This window comes from Bdellovibrionales bacterium (assembly GCA_019750295.1).
GTDB lineage: Bacteria > Bdellovibrionota > Bdellovibrionia > Bdellovibrionales > JAGQZY01 > JAIEOS01.
This window is the reverse complement of the sequence record JAIEOS010000082.1, coordinates 1-22,550: the sequence shown is the minus strand read 5'-3', so window position 1 is coordinate 22,550 and position 22,550 is coordinate 1. Positions and strand designations below refer to the sequence as shown.

The 22,550-nt window shown below is 42.5% G+C and carries 26 protein-coding genes; all 26 read left to right on the top strand.

Annotated elements, in window-relative coordinates:
- The first annotated feature begins 134 nt into the window (after window positions 1-134).
- The 26 genes from K2Q26_12645 to K2Q26_12520 all read left to right on the top strand — a co-directional run bounded on the left by K2Q26_12645 (window position 135) and on the right by K2Q26_12520 (window position 22,500).
- A complete protein-coding gene (locus K2Q26_12645) occupies window positions 135-1,796 on the top strand; it encodes a HAMP domain-containing histidine kinase (GenBank protein MBY0316367.1) in 1,662 nt (553 codons plus the stop codon).
- A gap of 244 nt (window positions 1,797-2,040) precedes the next feature.
- On the top strand, window positions 2,041-2,307 hold the full coding sequence (locus K2Q26_12640; protein ID MBY0316366.1) for a hypothetical protein: 267 nt from the start codon (window positions 2,041-2,043) through the stop codon (window positions 2,305-2,307).
- A 16-nt stretch (window positions 2,308-2,323) separates the two neighbouring features.
- Window positions 2,324-2,488: a hypothetical protein gene (locus K2Q26_12635; GenBank protein MBY0316365.1), complete on the top strand. Its 165-nt coding sequence runs from the start codon at window positions 2,324-2,326 to the stop codon at window positions 2,486-2,488.
- Entirely contained in the window at window positions 2,478-5,447 is a 2,970-nt protein-coding gene (locus tag K2Q26_12630) for a hypothetical protein (protein MBY0316364.1), read from the top strand. The genes K2Q26_12635 and K2Q26_12630 overlap by 11 nt, the downstream gene beginning before the upstream one ends.
- On the top strand, window positions 5,447-7,018 hold the full coding sequence (gene tadA / locus K2Q26_12625; GenBank protein ID MBY0316363.1) for a Flp pilus assembly complex ATPase component TadA: 1,572 nt from the start codon (window positions 5,447-5,449) through the stop codon (window positions 7,016-7,018). The genes K2Q26_12630 and tadA overlap by 1 nt, the downstream gene beginning before the upstream one ends.
- Window positions 7,015-7,743, top strand: coding sequence for a thioredoxin family protein (locus K2Q26_12620; GenBank protein MBY0316362.1), 729 nt, complete (start codon window positions 7,015-7,017; stop codon window positions 7,741-7,743). Before tadA ends, K2Q26_12620 begins: the two co-directional genes overlap by 4 nt.
- A gap of 54 nt (window positions 7,744-7,797) precedes the next feature.
- Window positions 7,798-8,193, top strand: coding sequence for a hypothetical protein (locus K2Q26_12615; protein MBY0316361.1), 396 nt, complete (start codon window positions 7,798-7,800; stop codon window positions 8,191-8,193).
- The gene (locus K2Q26_12610) at window positions 8,186-8,497 is read left to right on the top strand and encodes a hypothetical protein (protein MBY0316360.1); all 312 of its coding nucleotides are present in this window, start codon (window positions 8,186-8,188) and stop codon (window positions 8,495-8,497) included. The genes K2Q26_12615 and K2Q26_12610 overlap by 8 nt, the downstream gene beginning before the upstream one ends.
- A gap of 13 nt (window positions 8,498-8,510) precedes the next feature.
- The gene (locus K2Q26_12605) at window positions 8,511-8,891 is read left to right on the top strand and encodes a hypothetical protein (protein ID MBY0316359.1); all 381 of its coding nucleotides are present in this window, start codon (window positions 8,511-8,513) and stop codon (window positions 8,889-8,891) included.
- A 14-nt stretch (window positions 8,892-8,905) separates the two neighbouring features.
- The gene (locus tag K2Q26_12600; GenBank protein MBY0316358.1) at window positions 8,906-9,457 is read left to right on the top strand and encodes a hypothetical protein; all 552 of its coding nucleotides are present in this window, start codon (window positions 8,906-8,908) and stop codon (window positions 9,455-9,457) included.
- A gap of 12 nt (window positions 9,458-9,469) precedes the next feature.
- Window positions 9,470-10,249, top strand: coding sequence for a hypothetical protein (locus K2Q26_12595; GenBank protein MBY0316357.1), 780 nt, complete (start codon window positions 9,470-9,472; stop codon window positions 10,247-10,249).
- Complete coding sequence (locus tag K2Q26_12590) at window positions 10,246-11,055, top strand: hypothetical protein (protein ID MBY0316356.1); 810 nt, start codon at window positions 10,246-10,248, stop codon at window positions 11,053-11,055. The genes K2Q26_12595 and K2Q26_12590 overlap by 4 nt, the downstream gene beginning before the upstream one ends.
- A 2-nt stretch (window positions 11,056-11,057) precedes the next feature.
- Entirely contained in the window at window positions 11,058-12,299 is a 1,242-nt protein-coding gene (locus tag K2Q26_12585) for a hypothetical protein (GenBank protein MBY0316355.1), read from the top strand.
- Entirely contained in the window at window positions 12,256-12,543 is a 288-nt protein-coding gene (locus K2Q26_12580) for a hypothetical protein (GenBank protein MBY0316354.1), read from the top strand. The genes K2Q26_12585 and K2Q26_12580 overlap by 44 nt, the downstream gene beginning before the upstream one ends.
- Before the next feature lie 7 nt (window positions 12,544-12,550).
- Window positions 12,551-15,052, top strand: a complete 2,502-nt coding sequence (locus K2Q26_12575; GenBank protein MBY0316353.1) for a TraC family protein — start codon at window positions 12,551-12,553, stop codon at window positions 15,050-15,052.
- Window positions 15,045-15,395, top strand: a complete 351-nt coding sequence (locus K2Q26_12570) for a hypothetical protein (GenBank protein ID MBY0316352.1) — start codon at window positions 15,045-15,047, stop codon at window positions 15,393-15,395. Before K2Q26_12575 ends, K2Q26_12570 begins: the two co-directional genes overlap by 8 nt.
- Window positions 15,396-15,401: 6 nt before the next feature.
- Window positions 15,402-15,872: a hypothetical protein gene (locus tag K2Q26_12565; GenBank protein MBY0316351.1), complete on the top strand. Its 471-nt coding sequence runs from the start codon at window positions 15,402-15,404 to the stop codon at window positions 15,870-15,872.
- Between the two features lie 11 nt (window positions 15,873-15,883).
- On the top strand, window positions 15,884-17,173 hold the full coding sequence (locus K2Q26_12560; GenBank protein MBY0316350.1) for a hypothetical protein: 1,290 nt from the start codon (window positions 15,884-15,886) through the stop codon (window positions 17,171-17,173).
- Window positions 17,160-18,644 carry a hypothetical protein gene (locus tag K2Q26_12555; protein MBY0316349.1) on the top strand — a complete coding sequence of 495 codons (1,485 nt, stop codon included), beginning with the start codon at window positions 17,160-17,162 and terminating at the stop codon, window positions 18,642-18,644. The genes K2Q26_12560 and K2Q26_12555 overlap by 14 nt, the downstream gene beginning before the upstream one ends.
- Window positions 18,645-18,810: 166 nt before the next feature.
- A complete protein-coding gene (locus K2Q26_12550; GenBank protein MBY0316348.1) occupies window positions 18,811-19,152 on the top strand; it encodes a MobC family plasmid mobilization relaxosome protein in 342 nt (113 codons plus the stop codon).
- On the top strand, window positions 19,139-20,887 hold the full coding sequence (locus K2Q26_12545; protein ID MBY0316347.1) for a relaxase/mobilization nuclease domain-containing protein: 1,749 nt from the start codon (window positions 19,139-19,141) through the stop codon (window positions 20,885-20,887). The genes K2Q26_12550 and K2Q26_12545 overlap by 14 nt, the downstream gene beginning before the upstream one ends.
- Before the next feature lie 10 nt (window positions 20,888-20,897).
- Window positions 20,898-21,254 (top strand): hypothetical protein, encoded by a 357-nt coding sequence (locus tag K2Q26_12540; GenBank protein MBY0316346.1) that lies wholly within the window; start codon window positions 20,898-20,900, stop codon window positions 21,252-21,254.
- A complete protein-coding gene (locus tag K2Q26_12535) occupies window positions 21,244-21,519 on the top strand; it encodes a hypothetical protein (protein MBY0316345.1) in 276 nt (91 codons plus the stop codon). Before K2Q26_12540 ends, K2Q26_12535 begins: the two co-directional genes overlap by 11 nt.
- On the top strand, window positions 21,512-21,688 hold the full coding sequence (locus tag K2Q26_12530; protein ID MBY0316344.1) for a hypothetical protein: 177 nt from the start codon (window positions 21,512-21,514) through the stop codon (window positions 21,686-21,688). Before K2Q26_12535 ends, K2Q26_12530 begins: the two co-directional genes overlap by 8 nt.
- Window positions 21,689-21,835: 147 nt before the next feature.
- Window positions 21,836-22,144: a helix-turn-helix domain-containing protein gene (locus tag K2Q26_12525; GenBank protein ID MBY0316343.1), complete on the top strand. Its 309-nt coding sequence runs from the start codon at window positions 21,836-21,838 to the stop codon at window positions 22,142-22,144.
- Window positions 22,141-22,500, top strand: coding sequence for a hypothetical protein (locus tag K2Q26_12520; GenBank protein MBY0316342.1), 360 nt, complete (start codon window positions 22,141-22,143; stop codon window positions 22,498-22,500). Before K2Q26_12525 ends, K2Q26_12520 begins: the two co-directional genes overlap by 4 nt.
- The last annotated feature ends 50 nt before the right edge of the window (window positions 22,501-22,550 follow it).

The following is a 22,550-nucleotide window of genomic DNA, read 5'->3' as shown; positions in this document are numbered from 1 at the left end:
GGCTCGCTGAAGTATTCATGGATCTATTCTCGGGTATTTGAGAAAGATATTCTAGACGCGGATTACGCAGGGGTTACACAAAAACTTTAAACAGAGAGAAGATGATCGGATAATCACTTTCTCACCGATTTAATATGACACTGAAAGAATGGTTTTTTAAAAAAACTAAAACCCCACTTATGGTGTTAGGCCTATTTGTCGGCTTCATCTACTGTTCCTTTGTGCTTTATGCCTTTAAAAACAGTCAAGTGAACCTAAAAAAAAGTTTAAATGATTTAATTATCACATCTGTTCGTATTGGTATCCAGCAAAACAACCGAGATTTAGTGGAATCGACTCTGGCAAGAGCTGTCGATACCCTTGGAGCTCACGCTGCAATACTTTGTAACGGGCAGGATCTAATTGTTGCAACAACTTATGATCTAAAAACATGTTTGCAGATTCCACCAGTTTCGTTTTTCCACCGCCTTTTTAAAGTAGATATAACTGGCTTTTCTGGATACACGGTTTATTTTCACATTCCGTGGTTTAGTCTTTCAGCATCGCACTTATGGTTGTTAATTCTAACTTTCTCTGTTGTGCTGATTTGTGGCTGGATCATTGTTAATTTGCGCAAAAATTTTCTCCAGGATATTTTGCTACCGTTAGAGTCTAATTTTATATCTGAAGATATTCCAAAAATCAGAGAGCTGGCACAAATAAAATCAAATTTGCAATCTCTAGGGGCAGCAAGAGAATATGCGGCCTACATTGATGCTGTGCTTGAGAGTAAAAGAACTTTTGCCCATAATGTTAAATCACCTATCCGTGCAATGAAATTACTCCGTCAGAAACTAGCGCTCCAGATAGATAGAGATGATATGAGTCTACTCGAGAACGCTCTCGATCAAATATCGAATATGGCGGATAAAATTACAATTAAACAATCGCGTCTAACTCAAGAGCGACACGATTGCTCCAGACTTGCGCAAGTTGATCTTCGCGCCTCCCTAATCAAACATATAAATAGCAAAATGCACGAATTGTTAAACGCTGGCAAAAAGATAAATATTAAAATTGAGGTAGATGAATCAAGCCATTATATAAGTGTGATAGACGAGGGCGATTTTGGCGCTGTGATTTCAAATCTTCTAAATAATGCTGCGGAGGCTCAGTGCGACACAATTACAGTAAAACTCTTTTTTGTCGGGGCGCGGACGGTAATTCTCATCAGCGATAATGGTAAGGGAATCCCAACGGCTTTAAGTGGTTATATATTCGAAGATGGAGCGACACATGGTAAACCTTCGGGATCGGGCTTCGGGCTATATCATGTAAAACGAACTCTAGAGGCCTGGAAGGGGTCAGTGAATCTTTTAGTAGAAAACAAATCGGAAACCGTTTTTAGACTCGAAATTCCACGTATACCGTTGAGCAGGATTGATGTTAAACCGACGGACAGTTTCATTATACTCGACGACAATATTGATGAACGAAAGCGAATTAGGGCAAGTCTCATGCGTACAGGGCTACCTAACGAGATTGCCGAGTTCGATTCACCGCTTAGTTTTAATACGGATATTAAGAGAGAAGACCTAAAAAATTCTGATTTAATTATTTTCGCCGACTTTGATTTTGGCCCACACTATGTCAATGGCATTGAAGCTATTTCCTCTTTTAAAAGCAGTTGGCGATCGTTTTTAGTAACAGACCACCACGATGACCCCGATGTTTTTGCTAGATGCAAAACATACGCAATTCCCTTATTACCAAAAGAATTCTTCCAAGATTGTATCAGTCTACATTTTCTCCCGTAGATTTGAGTATAGCTTTCGACGCCTCTTTCCTTCTCATGTAATTCGAAAAAATTCTTCCTACCAAGATCGGACCGGTTAAATGCGAGTGTATTTAATCTCGTGTTTATCCTTAGATAAATATGACCAGCCATGGTCCGCTTTTGCTATTAACTGCTCTGTACACCGTATTTATTGGAGCTGATCTACCCAAACCTCTTGGCACCTTTCTAGCAATATTACCTTTGAGAGCGGCGAAGGAGGATCTATGCGCGGTAATTCAGTAAGTAACTATGAGTATGTAGGCGACGATTTTTATTCAGAAGAATTTGATGACATCGTATCGGTGGCTTACGGGCCATCGACTCTTGATGAAATAAGACAAGCAGTACGGTCTTGGTACGGGAATCTTCCTGTGGATATTCTGGTTATCAATAAGAAACTGCAGAATGCAATCATGGAGTTTGAATGCCTTTGCGATAGAGGAATATTGGATTTGGACGTTTTAAGTCAAAGCGGCAGTTCGGCTGTTTGAAATTTGGGGGCATGAGATGGAACGCATAAGAGAAGTTGTTTTGAGAATGATTCGATTGTCTGACGAAGGCCGGAAAGGTCCAATGACTGAGGCGGAAATGCTTCTACGAGATCGCATCAAGGAAATTATTGGGTTGTATTCGTTTGGAAAAAAAGGAATTGGCGCAGCTTATGGAAAATAAAAAGGAATTAAACATCATTGCGTCCATTCCAATATTCTTTTGCGTTTTATTGGTGTTGTGGTTTTTTAGCCTTAACGCTGGTCTTGAAGAATCTTTTGCTGCGATTAGTGGTTATCTGATGGCTAAAGGTGGTGTCTTTGGATTCGTCTTTACTAAAGTGGCTATGATTTATGTTGTGTCTCTCTTATGGTTCATTGGAATTATTGGGCTCAATGAGTTTGGTCAGAAGATTTCCCAATTTAGTGCAAAAAAACAAAAGAAATGGAGTGCAGCCTATTTTTTTCTTGTTGTCTGCGGTTTTTCATTGGGCTGGTATTCTGCAAACTATTTTTCGCTTTTCGCACTGCTTGAACCGTTTCCTTCGATCATTCCGCAATCTCATGTGAAGATCATAAAAGGTGCTATCGCTGTTGCTCAAGGGTTATCAGCGGCTCTTACGGTCATCTTTGCCTATTGGTTCGTTGATAAATTGGACTTTCTGCGATTTGGAAGTATTGATGAAGTGCCCGAGGATCGCAATAAACTCATTATCGGAACTAAGATAGAGGACAATAATGAAAGTTGGATTGCTCTAGGTCCAAAATCACTGGCAACGGGCATCTTGACCACGGCTTCAACTGGAAGCGGTAAATCAAGTGCGTGTCTCCTTCCGTGGACAAAGCAGATTCTTGAAAAATTTGATCCTCGTCCGTCACTTGTAGTCCTTGATCCAAAGAATTCTTTTGCAAGAGATGTTTTAAGACTCACGCAGGAATTGGGTTTGCAAGATGAAGTGATCCATTTCACCGATGATATGAATTTTCGCACAAACGTGATTTACCAAAAAGGCGTTTTAACAGAAAGTGGTTATTCTCGCGTGGCTTCGATGATTCAGGCTGCTAATGAGAACTTCATTGGTAAGTCCAGTGGAGAGATGAAGTTTTGGAGTACAAAAGGCCAAAATCTTATCAGAAATATGGTGATTTTCTGTGGTGGTAAATATGGTGATTACTTCACCCTCACTGATTTTTATGAAAATTTGATTCAAAGTTCTGAGCGTGATTTTGCTTTAGAAATTGATGAGTTTTTTGCGACCAAGAAATTTGACTGGGAAGCAAAGCGTAATCTTGAATTTGCAAGAGGATATTTTGAGAATGAATACTCGAGACTTGATGCAAAACTCAGGGACAGTATTGTTCAAAGTGCTACTACATTCTTGTCACTACTGCGTGATGCGCGAGTGGAGCAAATATTTTGTCCGCCAAAGGAGAAAGTAAACTTTTGGGGTTTTGATGATATCGTCGATCAAGGGAAAATATTTATTTTTGGTATTGATGTTCCGGGTCTGTCTGGGCCGATGGCGCTCCTTATGAAGATCATGTATCAACGATCCGTTTTGAATCGGATTAATCAGCCTGAACGATTGAAAGAAGGTCGTTTGAGTTTTGGTATCTACGATGAATATCAATCCATCGTCTCTATCGGTGGAGGTCAGATTGAAGGCGACGATGATTACGCGGCAAAACGCCGTGAGGCTTTGGGTGTTACGATTGTTGCCACGCAATCTTTGAGTTCTCTTGCTCAGGCCATCGGTAACGATACGGGGCTTGATACCTTAGTTCAAAATTTTAGAAATCAAGTGATTGGTCACTCAAAAGATAAGCGCACGGTGGAATACTGCAAATACTTTGCTGGTGAGATTGACAGAGTTGTGGAGAGTAAGAGTTATTCCGAATCCGGCTCAACGCCACTTAAAAATGTCTTTAGTGGGCTTCTTACGACTTCAAAACCAACGGTCAGCCAGTCGGTAAATCAGAATGTACAGAAGGTTCCGAAAGTAACTGGAGAAACTCTGAGTACGTTACGATCCAACGAAGCCGTAGGTTTTTTCTTTAACGGCGTGGATTCGTTTTTTGTGGAAAAAATTGGTCTAAAGCCCCTCTACTTAAGAAGTATGCGGATTGCCCATGAGAAAGTTCTTGAGCTAACCCGAAAAGCTGCCGCCGTTTGTTTGGTATTACTCTTTGTTCCAAAGTCCTTTGGATTTCCAACGATATGTTCTGCGGTGAAGGCACCGAGTTTTACAAGTTGTATGCAACATACTACATCGGGCTGTATGTGTGGAATACGGCCTTGCTCCATGCATTCCTACTATTTTATCTCATCGTTTATTGAAGTGACCACGGCTCCTAGAAAAAGTTTTTTTATGGGGATGCCCGGTGCAGCACTTCAACTTGGGGCCGCTATGGAAAGTATCACGGGTTTTGGGGGCGAAGAAATGGGAAGCTACTTTTTCCATGCGCGAGTGATCCAAGCGCCTCTCAGTTATATCGCCTATCAAGGAATGGCTTGCGGCGGGAGCAAAATGGAAAAAATGTGTTTTGATGCAATTTCAGAGCACGTTGAAAGCTGGAAAACTGGTGTTGCCGATCTGATGCAACCCGCTTTTCTTGCGTGGAAGGCCGCTATCCCTGCGTGCTTTAAAAAGGGAATGGTGAACGCCGCAGCCACAGGCGACGTTCTTACAGGCTTTAGTCTGGGTTCGCAAAGCTGCGGTTTCCCTCTTGCGGGTCTTAAAATGTTCCCGCCAACAGGTGCAGATATATGCGGTGGATGGGGCGTATTACTGCCGAGAACTGGTTTTGTGGAGAGTTCTAGCTCGATGGGTGCCGCGCTTCTCGCTGCGAAGAGAATAAAAAGCATCGCATCCGAGGTTTATAAAACTATGCCGTCGAGTCCAGACGAAAAATGGAGTCTAGTTTATCCCAACTCATCGAGTTGTTTCCGCGAGGGTAAATCGCTTGGAGAAGTTGAGGTAATAAAAGGCGCAAACGAAATGGGACGCCTTATTGGAAAGGACCACCAAACCTACTTATTTGCAATTTGGAAACGTGTTAGCTGTTGCAAAGATATTCAATCAATCGCAATGACCGAGGCCGCGAAAGTAGCACTTGTGTCCATGTGCCAAGGGGCTGAGTAATGTTTGGTGAATATCTAATTTCAAACAATTTAATCACACGCGAGCAACTTGACGAGTCCTTGGGGGTTCAAGAGCTTTCGCGCCAGAAGATCGGAAGGGTTCTTGTCACTTTAGGGCATCTCACGCAAACGCAGCTCAATGAGTTTTTGGCGAAGTTTTTAAAAATTTCGTGTGAGGACTCTATTCTTAAGCACCTTGAGAAACCAGATCAAAAAGTTCAGGTGATTGAATTTGATAAAAACGTGTTTGGATATTTGTGTAGCGGTAGCTTCCTCTTTTTAAAAGAGTTTAAAGATGAATACATTGCGAAAATTGAGGCTAATAACCGTTTTATTGGAATTCGTCTAATCTCTGAGGATCAAGAGCGTGTTTTAAAGAGTGTTTCACGATCTGATAAGGAACAAATTGTTGTTCCCGTCAACAGAGAGAAAGCAGGCTTTAGTGACGGTATTGGTCCCTTTGACAAGTTCTTTATATCGATGCTCGAAAAAGCTCGTAACCACAATGCAAGCGACATTCATTTTGATGTAGAGGAGCGCGGACTAATTGTTCGCATGAGAATTAATGGCGATCTTGAGGAAGTATCCTGCGTTGATAAAGCTCATATCCAGCCCGTGATGACAAAGGTTCGTAGCGAAGTGGGATTACCTTTATCTGTCGTGGGTCGACCTTGCAGCGGCTCCAAGTATTTTGAAAAATTCAAGATTAAAGTACGTTCTGAATACGCTCCTGAGACTTTGGGCGAAACTATTGTTTGCAGAATTATTGATTCATCAAAGATCAAAAATGCCAATATTGAAAATCTTGGCGCTGACCGAGTGTTCACTGAACCACTTTTGCGATCTATGAATAAGAAAAATGGACTCATCCTTCTCTGCGGTCAGACCGGAAGCGGAAAATCACTCACGCTGTTTTCTGTTTTAATGTCAATGGATCGGACTCGAAAAAAGATCATATCCATTGAAGATCCGGTTGAATATGAAGGCGAAGGCATTTCACAAATCGATGTGAACAAGCACAGTATCACGTTCGGCGAAGCCTTACGATCAAGCCTTCGGCTTGATCCCGATATAATTATGGTCGGAGAAATTCGTGATGAGGAAACTGCTCACTTAGCGATGCGAGCTGCATCTACGGGGCATTTGGTGTTTAGCACTCTTCACACCAATAGCGCATTGGGCGCCATCACGCGGCTTACTGGAATGGGAATAGCTCACGACGTTCTCGCAGAAAATTTGGAGGTGGTGTCAGCCCTGACTTTGAGAAAAAAGCTCTGCCCATTTTGCAAACAGCCTGTCGCAGAGTTGAATGATCCCGAAGTGCGAGAAGAGTTTTCGGGGCTTGTCCATCTAGGAGTGGAGCTTTTCGAGCAAAATTCGCAAGGTTGTGAGAATCCAGATTGCTTTAAGGGAGTTATTGGACGCCAGATTATCACTGAGACGATCAATGGGGAAATTATCAAATCAAAAATCATGGGGAGAATCACACCTGGGTATCGGTCGCTAAAGGACTGCGTGAAAGAATATGCGTGTGCGGGTGTGATCTCCCCTTACGATGTGGTGGGTGTATGAAAATATTTTTATTGGTCACTATTCTTTTGAGAAATCCAGCTTATGGACAGTTTTTTGATCGTCCCATCCAATACTTTGATGAAGTCAATACAGAGAAAAAAGAAATACAGTCTATAACCAAAGAAGCGCCAAAGGCCGCAGAGTCTAAAAGTTTTGAGTGGAACAACCACCTTGATGAAAATAAAGACGAGTTTTTCCGTGAAGGTGACTACATTCCTCCGGCTCCATTCTTGGAAGTCGTAAGACGGCCTACGGCGAAGAACATCCTTCTTTTTGAGAAATGGAAAGAGAAAAAGAATCAGCTTTTAAAGCGATATAACGAAAAACGAGTGGCGGTGCTTGGACTGAAGGGCTTATCAGTCCCATCACTTGAGCCGATGAAAGCGTCGTCAGAGGGGGTTTATGAAAAGTTGAAAGAATATCAAATGGTATTTTACTTCGATTCAAAATGTCCGTCCTGCAAAGGGATGTATCAAGTCGTTAATCAGCTCGCAGACAATGGGGTTTATATCGAAGCTGTGAGGCTCGATTCTGGAGCAAATCTTATCGAGGGGTTAAGGATTCCGTGGTCCGTCGCATCGGCAAAGGAGATGTCAGTTTTAAAAATATCTGCCGTCCCAATGTTGATGATTTTTGAGGATCGCACAAAACAAGCGTTTAAGGTGATTGGGAAAAAGAGTGCTGAAGAAATCTTAAGTATGATTCAGCGAGTAAAGAGAACGTAAAAAACAAGAAATTTTAAAACAATTCTCAAGGTTCTTGAGGAAAGGGGTTGCTTTGTGTCTTTTTTAGAAAAATTTAAGAACGATCCGCATTTAGACGTCATTTTGGTGGCAATTTTGTTTGTCATTGTATTTTGGATGTCTTCAACGGCATCGGCCATGAATATCAGCGGCGAGGATTTATCAGGCGATTTGGAAACTGTGGGAAGCCTTTTTAAGACCGCAGACACGATTACGTTTGCATGGCTCGCGCCATTCGCTGCTGGCATTTTTGGAATCATCGGCTGTATAGGGCTTATCCGCTCGCACTTTGTGTTGTTCATCCTCGGATTTGCGGCAGTCATTCTGATTCTTCTTGTTCCGAAAATCGTAAGTGAAGTTCGCAAGAAAGGTGGAGATTCAGTTCTTGGCGCCCAAGTGATCTTCGAGAGGAAGGAATGTCGTCATGTATGACTACAAGAGAATCAAGCGTGAGCATGGAAAGCAAACCAATAAGGTGCTTAGTGAACCGACAATGGTCTTTGATTTTTTGGAGCTAAAAGAAGCTCTATTTGGAATGTTTTGCTTCCTCTATTTCGGAATCATCGACACGCGTCCCATGCTTTTACTTTTGATTTTGTTATTGCTTGTATTCGTGTGGCCGCCGTTTCGAGAAAAAATCCCCAAAGGATTTTTTATTCACAAAATCAGTCGTTACACGCCTGTGAAGATTCCAAACTTTTTGGGCGTGAATGGGAAAGCAAAATTGAGTGTTTAAAGGAGGTGAAAACATGATGGGGTTAAATCGGTTTTTGGATGTGTGTGAAATGTGTAATGGAAGAGAGCTTGAGTTTATTTTCTTTGATCTGCTCATAAATAAAAAAGTAAGCGACCTTATCAGGGATATTCCCGGCTTTCGTTGTCGTGATTGCGGGGAGATTTTGGTTTCCACTGGGGTTTTGGAAATCATTGACGAGCTCGAACATTCAAAAACGCAGTATTTCCCTGCGATAGCGTATCAGGAGAAAATTTTAAAACTTGGCGGTGAAGATCGAGAGCTTTGTGAACGGCAACTCCACTCGTGGGAGATGGTTCGTGTCGACGAGAGGCACCACCTCGAAGCGTTGGGGTTTCGTGTACTGGGTGATTGGAAGAAAATTGCAAATCTATAAGAGAGGTAAAAGTAATGGATAAGAAGAAAGAAATAGTAACTAAGGAAATAAAAGACATGGGTAAAGATAAAACGAACGTCGTCAAATTGGGAAAAGAAAAAGAAGAGGCCAAGTTTGTCGATGTTTCGATTCAAATTCTTGGTGAACTGAAGGGAAAAAAGTTCGTGGCGCTTAAGGACATCGGATTCAGTAACGACCGTGGCAACATCTTCGTGCATCTCGATGAGAAGCACACGCTTCTTTTGAAAAGCGGCTTTATGAGTAAGCACTTGAAACTCAATGTGGAACAAGCGTCTGAGGTGGAAAAGTCCATTATGACAACACCGACGTTTGAAGGCAATGAGCCTGTTGATTCAAAGGTGCGCTTGAAGGTCTTGGGTGAGCGCGACGGTAAAGTGTTTGTCGGCCCCAAAGGTCCGATCAATTACGACTCTCGCTACAAAGGACTCAAGATAAATCTCGACGATCAACACGTCTCTGTCATTGACGGACCTACGCTGAATCGTCAGCTCGGCATTAAGATCACGCCGCAGAGTCTTGAAAAGTCGTACTCGCTCGCTCGTTAAAAAGGAGATTTTATGAACTTATCGGCATTTAATCAACACGCTCTCACTGAATTGAAGAATCTTAAGTATAAGATTGTCGATTTTATTCAGAAAGGAGCGCAAAAACGAGAAACCAAAATCAAGTTGAAGGATTTGACGGAAGCAAGGCTAAAGAAGATTCCAAACTATATTGCTGTCGAAGTTGCAAAGAAACGTATTGATGTCACGAAAGATGGTGCGATTTTGGGCCTTCTTGGACTTCTTATTATGTTGTCCTATTTGGTTTTAAGTTTTTCGGCGCGACTTGATGAGCGCGTGGTGGCTTTGATTCCGAGTCGAGTTGAGCAAGTGACCGAGGTGCAGCCGGGGAAAATTTCTCCGGCTGCACTGTACTGGAAAATTTCATCCTACGTCAGTCTTTTAGGAAACATTGATTACGCAAATGTCGATTTTAACTATGAGCTGATGCGCGACGTGATGACGGACGATTTAAAGGTGAAGTTTTGGGCTGACTCGTCTCAACTCAGATCGGTAATTAAAAGCAAAGAAATGAGCCAAACCATTAGCTTCGATATGAAGGATGTGGACGTATCGTCTAAAGGCAAAGTCATAAGTGCTCTTATCAAAATACGCGTTAAGCCTATGTATGGCGACGAAGTTGGAAAAATTCGTGAAGAATACCTTCTTCTCGAAGGTGCTGTTGTTGTGAAAAAAGAGGACAACTTTTGGCAGCTCGAGCTTTTCAATATCGAGCAAGGTCCAATCAAAGACATTGCACAGGTGAAACGAAAAGTTGCGGGAGGTTTTGAGTGATTAAGTTTTGCATATTTTTTGCGCTTATCTTCCCTTCTTTAGCATTTGCCAAAGATGTGTTTTTTGGAAGTGGTACGGCAAAGGTGCCTATCAAGTGGGAAATGATTGATCCCTTGAATCCGAAATTGGGTTTAAGGCCAACATATTTACGTTTTCCAAAGCCTGTTTACCGTTTTGATAACGTCACACTTTTTAGTGTTGAAGCGGCAAAGGGCCAAAACGGACAGGCTGATTTTCGAGAACTAAAGATTTACCCGCGCAAAACCGCTGGAAACCAACAGGTCGAAATTGTTTTGCAGGATCGCGCCGTCATTCGAGTGCATCTTACCATCTCAATAGATGATGGTGTCCCACTTTCCTATGATTTTCGCCCGGAGAAGATACCCAGCTTAGATTCGTCAAACGATGAAAAAGCCATCAGTGAACTTGATGTGATGAAAATGATTCTTTCAGGGAAAACGCCGTTTGGAATGAAAGAAAAAAAAATGGACTCAAGACTGAATTGTAAAGGTCGCGGTCTTAGCGCGAGGGTTTTACGTTCTATTGCGGGCATGGGTTACAACGTGTTTCAGGTGAAGATTTCTAATTCTTCGCAGGATAGCTTTAAAATTCAGCCCCATCGCATTTATTTCTCCGGTCGTGATTTGGCAAAGTCTGAACTCAAGCACGTTGAAAGTGAAACATTGTCGGGCAAAGAATCAATAATTCTCACGATTCTTGGCGATCAGAGCGCAAGTATTTGGAACGCAAGTCTTTGCGATCTCGGGTCACAACTTGTTGTTTTTGAGAAAGCAAAAAAGAGGTAGCTATGAATGATGTAAAAACAAGACTGAACGCTATAGTGCTTCTTTTCAAAAAGTGGCTGAACAAAGACCCAAAAAACAGATGGATGTTTTTTGGCCTTATTATTCTGCTTCTTATTTTCTTTATGACTCGTGGAGAGTCAGAAGCACGTTACGTTTTTAAAGGCGAAGATTTTAAGAAGATTTCTAAAAGTTCCACGGTGACGAATCCCTATAAGAGCCTTGCTGACGATAAGCTCGCTCTTATTGAAAATGCGGAAAGAAGTATCCGCAAAGAAAACAAGGTAATTCTCTCGGAGGTTGAAACTTTAAAGCAAGGGCTTGCGGAGTTATCGTTAAAGCTCGATGGTATTGGGAAAGACAAATCAAAAACTAGCATAGAGTCCGTTTCAAAGGAAACGACACAAACGCCGGAGAAAGATCCAAAAGTCATTCTTGATGAGAGTGCTTTAAAGTCTGGGCCTGAATCTCTTAGTGATGGAACTGATCTTTTACCAAATGTGGCAGCAGACCCAAGAAAACCAGTAAAATCGCAAAAAGTAGGTCCATACTCTGTTGTGTTTCCCGTCGAGGTTCAAGGTAAAGATGAGAACACTGGCGTTGTTATCGGTAAAGGCTCTCGCGCCTTCGGGAAGATCATCGGAGGAGCCGAAGTGCCGATGGGTGAAACTTATCCGGTGCTCATCCAACTCGATTATGCATTTGTAATGGCCAACAACAAAAAGATCGATCTCAAAGGCTGTGTGCTTATCGCCAAGAGCGAAACCGTTTTTGCGACCGGAAAAATGAAGATGGAGCCTGATTCCATCACTTGTTATGGGCCGAATGGAAGTCTTTACACGCGAGATAAAATTAAAGGATGGTTTAACGATCCCAAGGACGACAATTTTGGAATGTCTGCGGAACTAAAAACAAACGCCGGAAAAAAATCATTAGGAGTATTTGGCCAGGCATTTGTTGAAGGTTTAGGTTCTGCGATTGAACGTGGCTCTCGTTCTGTGGGCGGTCGCGGTGTCGATGTTAGACCCGATGTTGTGATTCAAGATAGCGGTCAAAAGGCCGGCTCGAAGGCTGGCGAGCTTTTCATGGAATATCTTGATGGATTGAAGCCAACCTTAAAAATCACATCAGGTCGAGATGCTTGGCTGATCTTGGGTTCTGAGCTAGTGATCCCTTACGAATTTTTTGAGCAAAGGAGAGAGTATGCGAAGTCACGCGGCGAAAGCATTACTGAGTTTGTGCGTTAGTTTTTTGATTGTCGGCTGTTCTTCATTTCCGGCGAGTACTAACGAACTTTGGAAACGCGCTGGATATGAGGATCAAAACCCCGTTCAGCTCAAACCCGTCATGAATCGAAGTGCTGGAGCAACGGAAACAATTTATGTCGGTCGTCGGATTTTGCCTTCCGGAGATTATTTTCAAGAAGGCGTTGTGCAAGTGGTGTTAAAGAAAAGCCCAATCAGTGACCCGAATTTAAAGACTTTAAAGTAGGTATTATATGAAAAAAGAAATTGTTAAAAATATTGTTGAGTTTTTTCCTTATCTTGAATTTTTGGATGAGCACAGACTCTTCGTTCTCAAAGACAAGAGCCTGGGCGTGATTTATAGGGTTAACTTGTTAGACCATGCTCCTATGCTTTTTGAGGACATTAAAGAGTACCAAGAAAGTTTTGAAAGACTTTTGGATTTACCGAGAAACTGTGTGTTGCAATTTTTTGCGCTTCAAGCGGCGGTTACTGAAAGTGAGATCGAAAAGTTAGGAACTTTATCTTGGTCTCCTGAAAGCGATACGGCTCGTTTTTTTTATGAAAAACGTCTTGAGAGCCTCAAAGATCGAGCGCGTAAAAGTGAGCTACTACGCCGAGAGGTGTATTTTTCAATTCAATTTGTACCGGATGCATCGAAGTTTTCCCTATCAAGTCTTATTCCTACGAAGATTAAAGACGATTTTTTGTATGAAATTGACAAGCACTATTTTCACGCCGATGAATTTGAAAAGGTGTTGTCTCGTATGGAGGCCACGGCTCGCCTGAAATTGGAGAGAATTGATGGAGAAAAACTGCGCCAGATCGTACGCAAAACTGTTGTGCCAAACGAAGAGATGGTACCTGCTCCCGTGGTCCCTGTTATTCCGCTTTCGGAGCAAATTCTGTTTCAAGACGTACTTTGCGATAACGAAGGTCTGTCGGGAAAAATCCATACGCGCACTGTTAGCCTTTTGGTTCCTGGTGAGCACTGCGAAGGTGATGGCATTGGTTTCTTAAATCTGGACTTCCCTTCGGTGGTGTCTATGCGAATCACTAAACCCTCGAAGGCTTCTGTTGTTAAGACTTTAGGTATTAAGGAGTGGTGTACGAAAAACAGTTTTTCTCTCCGCTCCAAACGTCAGTTCGAGGATATTCAGGAAACGAAGAAAAAACTAGCACTCGATGACTTTTGCCTGCATCTCTCTTGGAGTGTGACGGTTTTTGGTAAAACCAAGGAAGAGGCCGAAGTCCGCGCTAATTTCGTACTAGGTCTTGCGGTGGATAAGTTCAAATGCAATGGGATTATTGAGAGCGACTGTGGACTTGATATTTTCGTCAATAGCCTTCCGCTCTGCTTTGATCGTCGTGGGGAATGGGGTTCGCAACGATTTATCCCACTTCATAAGGCAGAAGTGGCTTGTTTTCTTCCGGTGTTTGGTTCCTTTTCTGGCGATAAAGACGTTTTACAACTCTTTGAAAACCGTGAAGGTGGATTTTTTGGAATGTCGCCGCTCTCTTCTCAAACCTCGCAGCATGCCCTGTTCGTATCGGACACAGGAGGAGGTAAAAGCTTCTTAATCAACAGCCTTTTGAACGCGGTTAAACTTTTGCCGCTAGAGCCGGTCGTTTTCGTATTTGATTTCAATACTAGTCAGACCATGAATGCGAAGCTCTATCATGGAGAAATCAGCCGATGCCATCCTAACGTGGCTCCTTCAGTGAATCTATTTCGTGGAGTTTATGACGAAAAGAAAGTGAGTGTTCTTTCAAACTGGATGTGTGAGGCCATTAGACTCACATCTCCATCGTTTGTGATTGAAAGCGAACACCGCGAGGCGCTGGCTCAATCAATTCGCCTGGCTTATGGAAAAAAATTAGAAAGTCAGGGGACGACCTTCGTTGAGGGAGAGCTTATTGCTACTCCTTTGGGTGGAAAGATCACTCTGAGCATGGACGATATTGCCTCAGAGCTTTCCTATCTTCCCGCGAAGAAAGGTTTTGAAAAGTATGAGGTGATTGTCGAGGCACTTCTTGTCAAGCTCCGTAGCTTTTACGGTGACGGAATGTACGCGAATTACATTCGACCGAATGAGGATGAAGAGGAATCTTTCGATAAAAAGTTCTACGTCGTAGATTTTGAAGGAATTAAAGAAGATTCCATTCTTTTGAGCTTCTCGGTGGCAAGTGCGTTTGAACAGGTGCGCCAGGTGAAGATGCGTCCTGAAAACGAAAACCGTCAGGTCTTTGCGGTTCTTGATGAAATTGCGGAGCTTGGGCGTTCTTGTCCTCTAATTTCGGATTATTTCGTCAGTAAAGCGGAAACCAGCAGAAAGGATGCGTTTTGGATTTGGGGTGCAACGAATCGTCCAACGAATTTTTGCGAAGTACCTGTGTGCAAGGCTCTCTTAGGTGTGGTGGGACATATTTATATTCTCCCGATGAGTCCAAAGAATATTGAGCACTTCGCAAATGAGACAAAGCTATTGACCCTGGCTGACGTCGAAAACATAGGTTCTCTCAGAATCGAAAAAGGTCAATGGGGTGAAGTTTGTTACATCAGTATTGATGGAAAGAAAAAATTTATTGGTCGTAATCGTCCTAGTCGTTTTGAGTATTGGCAGACTCCAAGTAACGCCGAGGCCAGCCGTGCCGCCGTGAAGATGCTGAAAAAGAACAATGGAGACGCATTAAAAGCGATCTTCGATCTGGTCGAAGTGGATCAGGAAGAAATGAGAGGAGTTGTAAATGAGTGATTATATCAAAGAACAAAGGCAGGACATTCGTATTCTCAATACGGTGAGAATTATTGTTGAAAAAGGAAACCTATCCTTTGTTGCGGATTTTCTTGAAAAAAAAGCTGATACGGTGATTCGCTCCACTGTTGAAAAGCTGTTTCATTCCGCCGTTGGTGAGTATGTTCGAGACAACACGGGAGGAGCGTTTGCATATAGTGGAATCTCGTCTATCAAAGACATCTTAGAGCCACAGGAGTTTGGTCAAAATTATTGGGGTAAGAAGATTCAAGAAGAAATTGATAAGAAGAGAAATCTTATCGTTGATCTAGAGTACAAAGAAGTTGCTTCAATTTGCGGGTAAGGAGGAATGATGTCAGGTGGATTATCCAATCAACAAAGACAAGAACTCAGATTTATCCGGCATCTTGTCTCAGAGGTCGATGCGTTTAATAGCGATAAGTTCAAGGAGATGGTTCAACAATACGAAAAGTCGGATGCGGATATTTTTAAAATTTTAAAAACAAGTCGTGATCTTGCTCAAAGTCAGTATGACAAATATTTGGATGAAAAGGTTTTGCGTATTGGTGGATTATCCAGCATCGGCTTTGAAAAGGTTATTCAGGGTGAAGGCACTGTTTTGGATTTGGTTGCAACTAAACTGCGCGGAGAAGCCTACAAGGACAAAGAGTTCCGTGGGTATCTCAGTCAATCAATGCTTGAAATAACCAAGGAATACGATTTGGAGTTAAGAAAAGCCTATCGAGTGGCTGAGCGTCAGCGGCAAATGGAAAAACCGAGCCTGGGGAAGAAAATTCTTTCTTTTGGTCTTAATCGATAAGGGGGGGGCTTATGTTGCGGATATATGTATTGATGGTGGGACTAACGCTCTCGCCCTCTCTATTTGCCGATCTCAATTACCGAAGTACCACGCGAATCGGTAATCCCGATCTCTACGATCTGAATTTCGGGCGTGAGTCCCGTTTGCAGGACTATAAAGTGGTGGATCTTTCTGCTTCGGTGAACGTGGGAAGTAATTGCGGTCAGATGGATGTGGGCGCGAATCTTCGCTCAAATCTCAAAGAGTTTTTAAATGGCGACTTCTTCCAGGGCGTCGGCAATCAAATTGTCGATGCCGGAGGTCTTTTGGCCCTCTGTTATTTAAGCCCCGCCATGTGTTCTATTACGAAAAATCTACGTTTGGAAAGTGGTCTAACTTCGGCAATGGATCTGGATGCTTGTTCCATGATCGAAAAGTATCAGGATCAGCAGATCGCAGTATATGAGCGCGAGCGTAGTCAGTGTATGCGAAGAGAACTCCAAAGAAATGGCAATAACGTCAAACTGGCGCTTAAAACCTGTGGCGGCAATAACTATGAGCACAATCTTGCGGATTGGTCAGGTGGCGATAAGAACGTTAATCTGAACCGTCTTATAGAATCCACGGCAAAATGGGCCGGACTTAAAGGCGATGATGCCGAGCGCACGATTGAACTCACAAAGGCGTTCGTTGGTGACACTGTGATTGGCCGTGGTGGTGTTGAGGTGGATTTTGGTGCCAGAAAGCGCATCGTTTCACCTTCTGAAATCATCGAGGAAGAAAAAGTTTTACTCGCAAAGGGGCTGAATTCTCTCTTTAAAGACTATGATGAAAATTGGCATATCAAGGACGATGAGATCAAAAAGATTTTTGAAGATCGTCTGCCGTTACCTGTAGCAAGGAATCTAGTTCAAAAGCTCTCTTTCCTACCGCACCAAGAGCGTGAGATGGCTATTCACAAACTTTCAAAATCGGTCGCCACACAAAGCGGAGTGGATAAGGTGGAGAAAAGCATGGAGATTCTACTCCTTGCCAGTCGTAATCCGAACATTCCTGATGCCCAAAAACTTGAAGCCAAACAACTTGGCGAACAGCTTAAGGACTCATTGGAGCTTGGGGTTCATGCGAAATCCAAAGAATACGCAGGGCTTGAACGCGTAGTTTCGCAGATCACGACAGAGGGGCAAAAGTATGAAGATTGGGAGAACCAAGACTTGATTGGCGTAGAAAAGGCTAACTTCTCAAGAAAGTCGTTGCAGCAAGAGTACATGGATTGCTCAGACAAAGTGTTCTGTGCGGAGGTTTCCAATGTTCTCGATTAACGCGATTGGCGCGTACTTCATGTATATGGGCGGCTATTTTCACACACGCCTGTGTGAATTTTTAGCCAGTGATATGCTGGTGAGAAGCGTTCTTGCTTTCTGTTTTGGATTCATGCTTTTAATGTCGTTAATCCAGTATTTTGCCCGTCAAACGGGGACTTCGCTCGTTTCATCGGGCTATGTTTCTTTTGGTCAAGTGGTAAAAGTTGTTGTTTGTTATCTCATTGGTATTGCGGTTCTAATACCCGACACGGCGGTAACAATCAAAGATTTTACTCGCGAGGACTTTTCGGAAAGTCGTTATATCGCGGAGAAAATGAACGGGATTGATCCTGAGATTCGTTTGAGTTTGCCAACGGCTTTGATGGTGAAAAGTAGCGAAGAGATTGGCTGGCTTGCCATGAAGCTCGTCGATCTTGTCATGGGCGGCATCCACTCGTCTTCTGAAGCGCCGAATCTTTATTATAAAGCTATGCTTTTAGGTGCTGCGAGCCAGGTTGAAGATAAGAAGCTGCGCGGGAAAATGGAGCTTTACACCGTCGATTGTATTCAACCCCTTCTTTCCTTGATTAAGGGTGATCTAGGAGCGCAAAAATTCGGTCAAATTATCAATTTTTCTGACAAATTTTCTGATGAATTGGAGAAAATCAAAACAGCCGATGGTTTGAGTTGTAATTCATTAAGAAAGATTATTTACGGCGATCTTTACAATGAAATGGTCTGCAATGGCAGTTGGATTGATAAGCTCTTTGATCGAATGAAATTCTATGATGGCCCGCCAGAGATGGGTCGGATTCAGAACTACAAGATGGCTTCTGCCCTAGTGAATTTCTATAAGGAAAAATACGAAGGTAGTTACGGAGTAATGGACGGCGCGAAGATTCCAGGGCTCTACGGGAGCTTCTTTCAGCATTTAGGGAAGTTTTTTAGTATTGAGGGACAACTCAGAAATAAAGATGGATGGTCAGGTTTCGCGGGTTCCGGCGCCGCTATCGAAAGAGCCAAAGAGTTCAACGAACAGCTTCGCATGGGGCCGATGATTCAAGGTCTGTGTAAAGGTGGGCTGATTGTGTTCAGCGCTCTTTTTCCGTTCTTTTGGGTGTTCATGCGCTGGCGAATCACGCTTTGGGTGTGGATGGTCTATATAACAGTGTGTTTGTGGCCCGCAATTTGGGCGGCACTTTACAACTTAGTTGGCTCACTTTTTAGTGCCCCTGAGCTGTTAGAAAAACTCGGTGCAGAGAACGATGCATTCTCGCTCTTAGCGGCCACGCAGATTAACGATCAGGTGTATTACGCTTCGCAAGTTATCTATTGGGCGGCTGCTGTCGCCTGTCCTGGGATTACCAGCATGGTCGGCTTTTTTGGCGGTCAATGGTTGATGTCGAGCCGTGAAGATCACGCACCTGTGGCAGTTCAACAGGCAATGCAAACCACGTCCACCGCCGTTTTGATTGGGAAAGGTCTGTGATTTTTTTGCATTTAGTAAAGGGGCTTGGGGGTCTTCAGACCACCAACAAGTGGGGAACTGGGCACCCAGTTCCATGCTTGCTCTGTTAAATTTCTGCCGCCAATTTTCTATAGGAAAATTATCGAATCTTTCTGGAAAATATATTTAGTGGTTTTGGGAGGTTATTTTGAGTGATGAAAAATATAAACGGACAAGGCCGTTTCGATTACACATGAGGTTGAGCGCCAATGAAAATGAACGTCTTGAAAAGGAATCGAGAGATATTGGAAAAAGTAAGGCAGAACTGGTGCGTGAGTTATGCTTTAGTAAACCGTCACGAACGATTTTAATGTCTATTCCTCAATTCGATAAGCTCATATCGGAGTTAAAGCGTATCGGTAACAATATCAACCAACTCGCCCATAAAGCGAATATGGGCGACATCGTTTTAGATAAAAACTTTGTCGCCGTTCAGGAAGAAATGCACCAGATTTTGATGTTTATGAGGCTTGCGAATGGCTTACGTTAAAGTTATTCGGAATAAAGATGTTTTTGGCTTGGTGGATTACATCTTTCGGGGTCGAGAACCATCAGATCCGGTCATCTATTACGATTGCATGGAAGGTGATGTTATTGAGCAAATGCAATTTACGAAAGCTCGCTTTGGGAAAGAGAATAATGATTGCATACATATTGTTCAATCTTTTAGCGAAGAAGATAGTAAATTGCTTTCATCCGACAGTTACGCGGAAATTGGGGCTAATCTTATTAAATCCCAATTTCCTGGGCATGAGTTTGTGGTGGTCATGCACACGGACACTGACCGCATACACAATCATATCGTAGTCAATCCGGTACATGGTGAGACTGGTAAGAAGATACTGAATAAGTTTCGGGTTTTATATGATCTGCGGGATGCCAGCGACAGGCTAAGTGTAGAGCGAGGTTTATCCGTCATTGATAGCCAGTCCATATTAAAATGGGATCGTCACACTGATGACATTCGCGCGATTAAGAAACGTGGTGGTTTTTCGTGGGTCATTGATCTTAAGGAAAAATGCGATTTTGCACGACGATTATCTACAAGTTTTGATGAGTATGCTGGCATATTAAATCAGTTTGGCATCGAGGTCAGAGTCGAGCAAAAGAACGTCCAATACCACTACCCAGGTCACAGGCAGAAGCGCGGTGGTACAAAAGGACTTGGACGCAACTACACCAAGGAAGGCTTGGTAGAACAATTCCGAGATAATTATGGGAAGTTTTACGAGCTTGGTTTTAAAACTAAGCCCATAGCTGACGTTAATTTTTCCGATAGCTGGAAGTTTCATCGTGGGATCGAAAAATACATAATTCCCGAATACAGAATTAAAGATTCTGTGCTTCCAATGGATGTGTTTAAAAAAATCAATGAGCTTGATCTCGTGCAACTTTGTCGAGATCGCAAGATTGATTTATCCAGAAATGACGATGGCACCCATTCAATCGTTGGGCGTCCGTACATTAATATATTGGAACATGGATGGTTTCATACGCAGAGAGGGACAAACGGTACTCAACTGGAGTTTTTGAGTTATTTGAAAGAGGAAGATTTTTTAACCGTACTCAAAGAGTTCGATAATTCTGGGCGTATTGAAAAACTAGCGGAACAAATTTCTCTGAATAAACCGTCTTTCCAGGCGTTTTATCTTAAGAAATCCGTTCAAGGAAACGAGTCTTTTGAGCAAATGAAATTGGCTCAAAATCTAGGTTTTTCCTCCGCAGCCGTCAGCTCTCTGCTTAAGAAGTCAAAAGTAAAATTTTATCCAAACGGAAGATTAAAACTTTATGTGAGAAATTTTAAGAATGTCAGTCTCACTTTTCATAAATTGGCTGACAATTGGATTTGTCGAAAACATCGAGGAATCAATCAGCTTTTTTATACGAGTTTATCAAGCCAGAAAAAAAGTGTTCTCATTATTGATCCGATCAATCTTTTGTCGTCTCCAAATATATTGAGAAATATTGAGAGAGACACCCTCCCTTTTAATTTGGTAGTTCCTTTAAAACCGTTGAGCGACTTTTTGCAGGAACACAAAGAAACCTTCAGAGGTCGCTCCAATGTTTATGTCCATAAAGGTCCATTGAGATTGGACTGGGGAAATACTGAAAACTCCGCAAGGAAACAGATAGAGCAAGATCGCCTTATGAAAGAACTGGGGATTGGTTATGGTTCGATTGATGAATTGCTAAGAGAGATTTTAATTAAACCACTTGAAATATAAGGAGAAGAAAATGAGTAAAGAACAAAGTGATCAAACAAAAGAGAAAGATTTAGTTGTCAAACTTGGTCCATCTTCCAGAGTTCTTGCGGAAAGTGTACTGGATAAAGTCAACTCAGGAGAACAGTTCAAAGGGAAGGTGACATTTAAAGATATATTCGATCATCTTCTGAAAACATACGGAGCAAAAGCGGTGCCGGATTTAATAAAGCTGCGTGAGCAGCCGGAGGACAAGTTGAAACTACGCTATCAACAGTCCGGCACCAATTTGGAATATCACGATTGGATAGAGCAGCAACTAACAAAACTCGATGAAGTTGGAAAAAAATCATCCAAAAAGGAAAGAAAGGAGGATGTGAATGTTAATTAGATGGGGAATGTTTTTAATCATGCTCGTGGTCGTAGGTGGCTGTGCTACTAACTGTAAGTTGAAAGGCCAGGTTTTGGGGGTGTTACAGCGGCAAAATTCAGTGTTAGATAGTTTGCTCAAAAGTCGAAAGTCAAACGATCAGCAAGAAGCTGTCGCGCAAAACCAAACATTGCAAAAAAGCGAAAGCACATTGATCTACGGGATCAATAGCGTGATGGAAAGTAACAACAAATTGATTGGGGGTTATGGTGGTTCATGTGACTAGAGATGAATTAGAGCATTTGGAAGTTTACACGAATGTTGGAAAACTCGAAGAAGCCGTAGAGCGCTTTGAGGAAGAAGCGGATGAGTGTGACGAAAACGAGGCGGCGGCTTTTTCAGCGTTGGTATGGTTGGGGAGGCTGTTAAAGGCTATATTGGGCAAACAAGTTTGATATTGCCTATTACAATGATCCGAATGGTCTTCCATTTTGGATTCAAATTTAAAATTCGACACCTCTGTAACGCATAGTTTTTCTTAAGTAAATTCAGGTTTGGGCATCGTTGTTTAGTTGCCGTTGAAAGGGAAATTAGGTATGTATATGGATTCGGCCGCTCTACAAGCGGAAAAGTTCTTTGATAACAAAATAGAATTGGACAGGATTTCACATCAGACAGGAGTCCCTCTAAAATATCTGGTTCAGTTATTTTCGAGCCGCTGGTTTTTGGAATGGCATTTTGAAGAGTGCTTAGTATCTAAAGAACAGTTAAGCGAAAAACTGGATATTTCGGTGAGCTTTGTAAACAAGCTCATGCGTATTGAGGGATTGCCTCATGTGAAATTAGGCAAATTGGTACGATTTCGTATTAGCGACATCCAGTCATGGCTCCAACGTAGGAGGATGCCATGATGGATTTTGATGTGAAAAATTACCAAGGGAAAGACCGTGTTTATGTTCCTGTAGCTGGACGTAAAAATATTTTGAGACTGTATGTGTGGGACGGCAAGAAATATGTCGATCCGCCGTCAGGCAATAAATATGATACTCGCCGAGTTGAAATCTGTGAAAACGGAAAAAGGAAAAGGAAGAAAAAGGTATTTGGAACTCTTGAAGAGGCGCTTTTGTGGCAACAAGGGAATGATCCTCATTCCCTTAAAAATCAGAAGATCGCGGATTTGGAGACATTTATTCATTCTACTTCATCGGGTCAGGGGATGACGTTTGAAGAGTTAATAGAAGACCCGCATCCGCGGATAAAATTCTAATAAATCTCTAGAATTACCGACAGCAGAGGCTGAGCGAAATTTTTACTTTT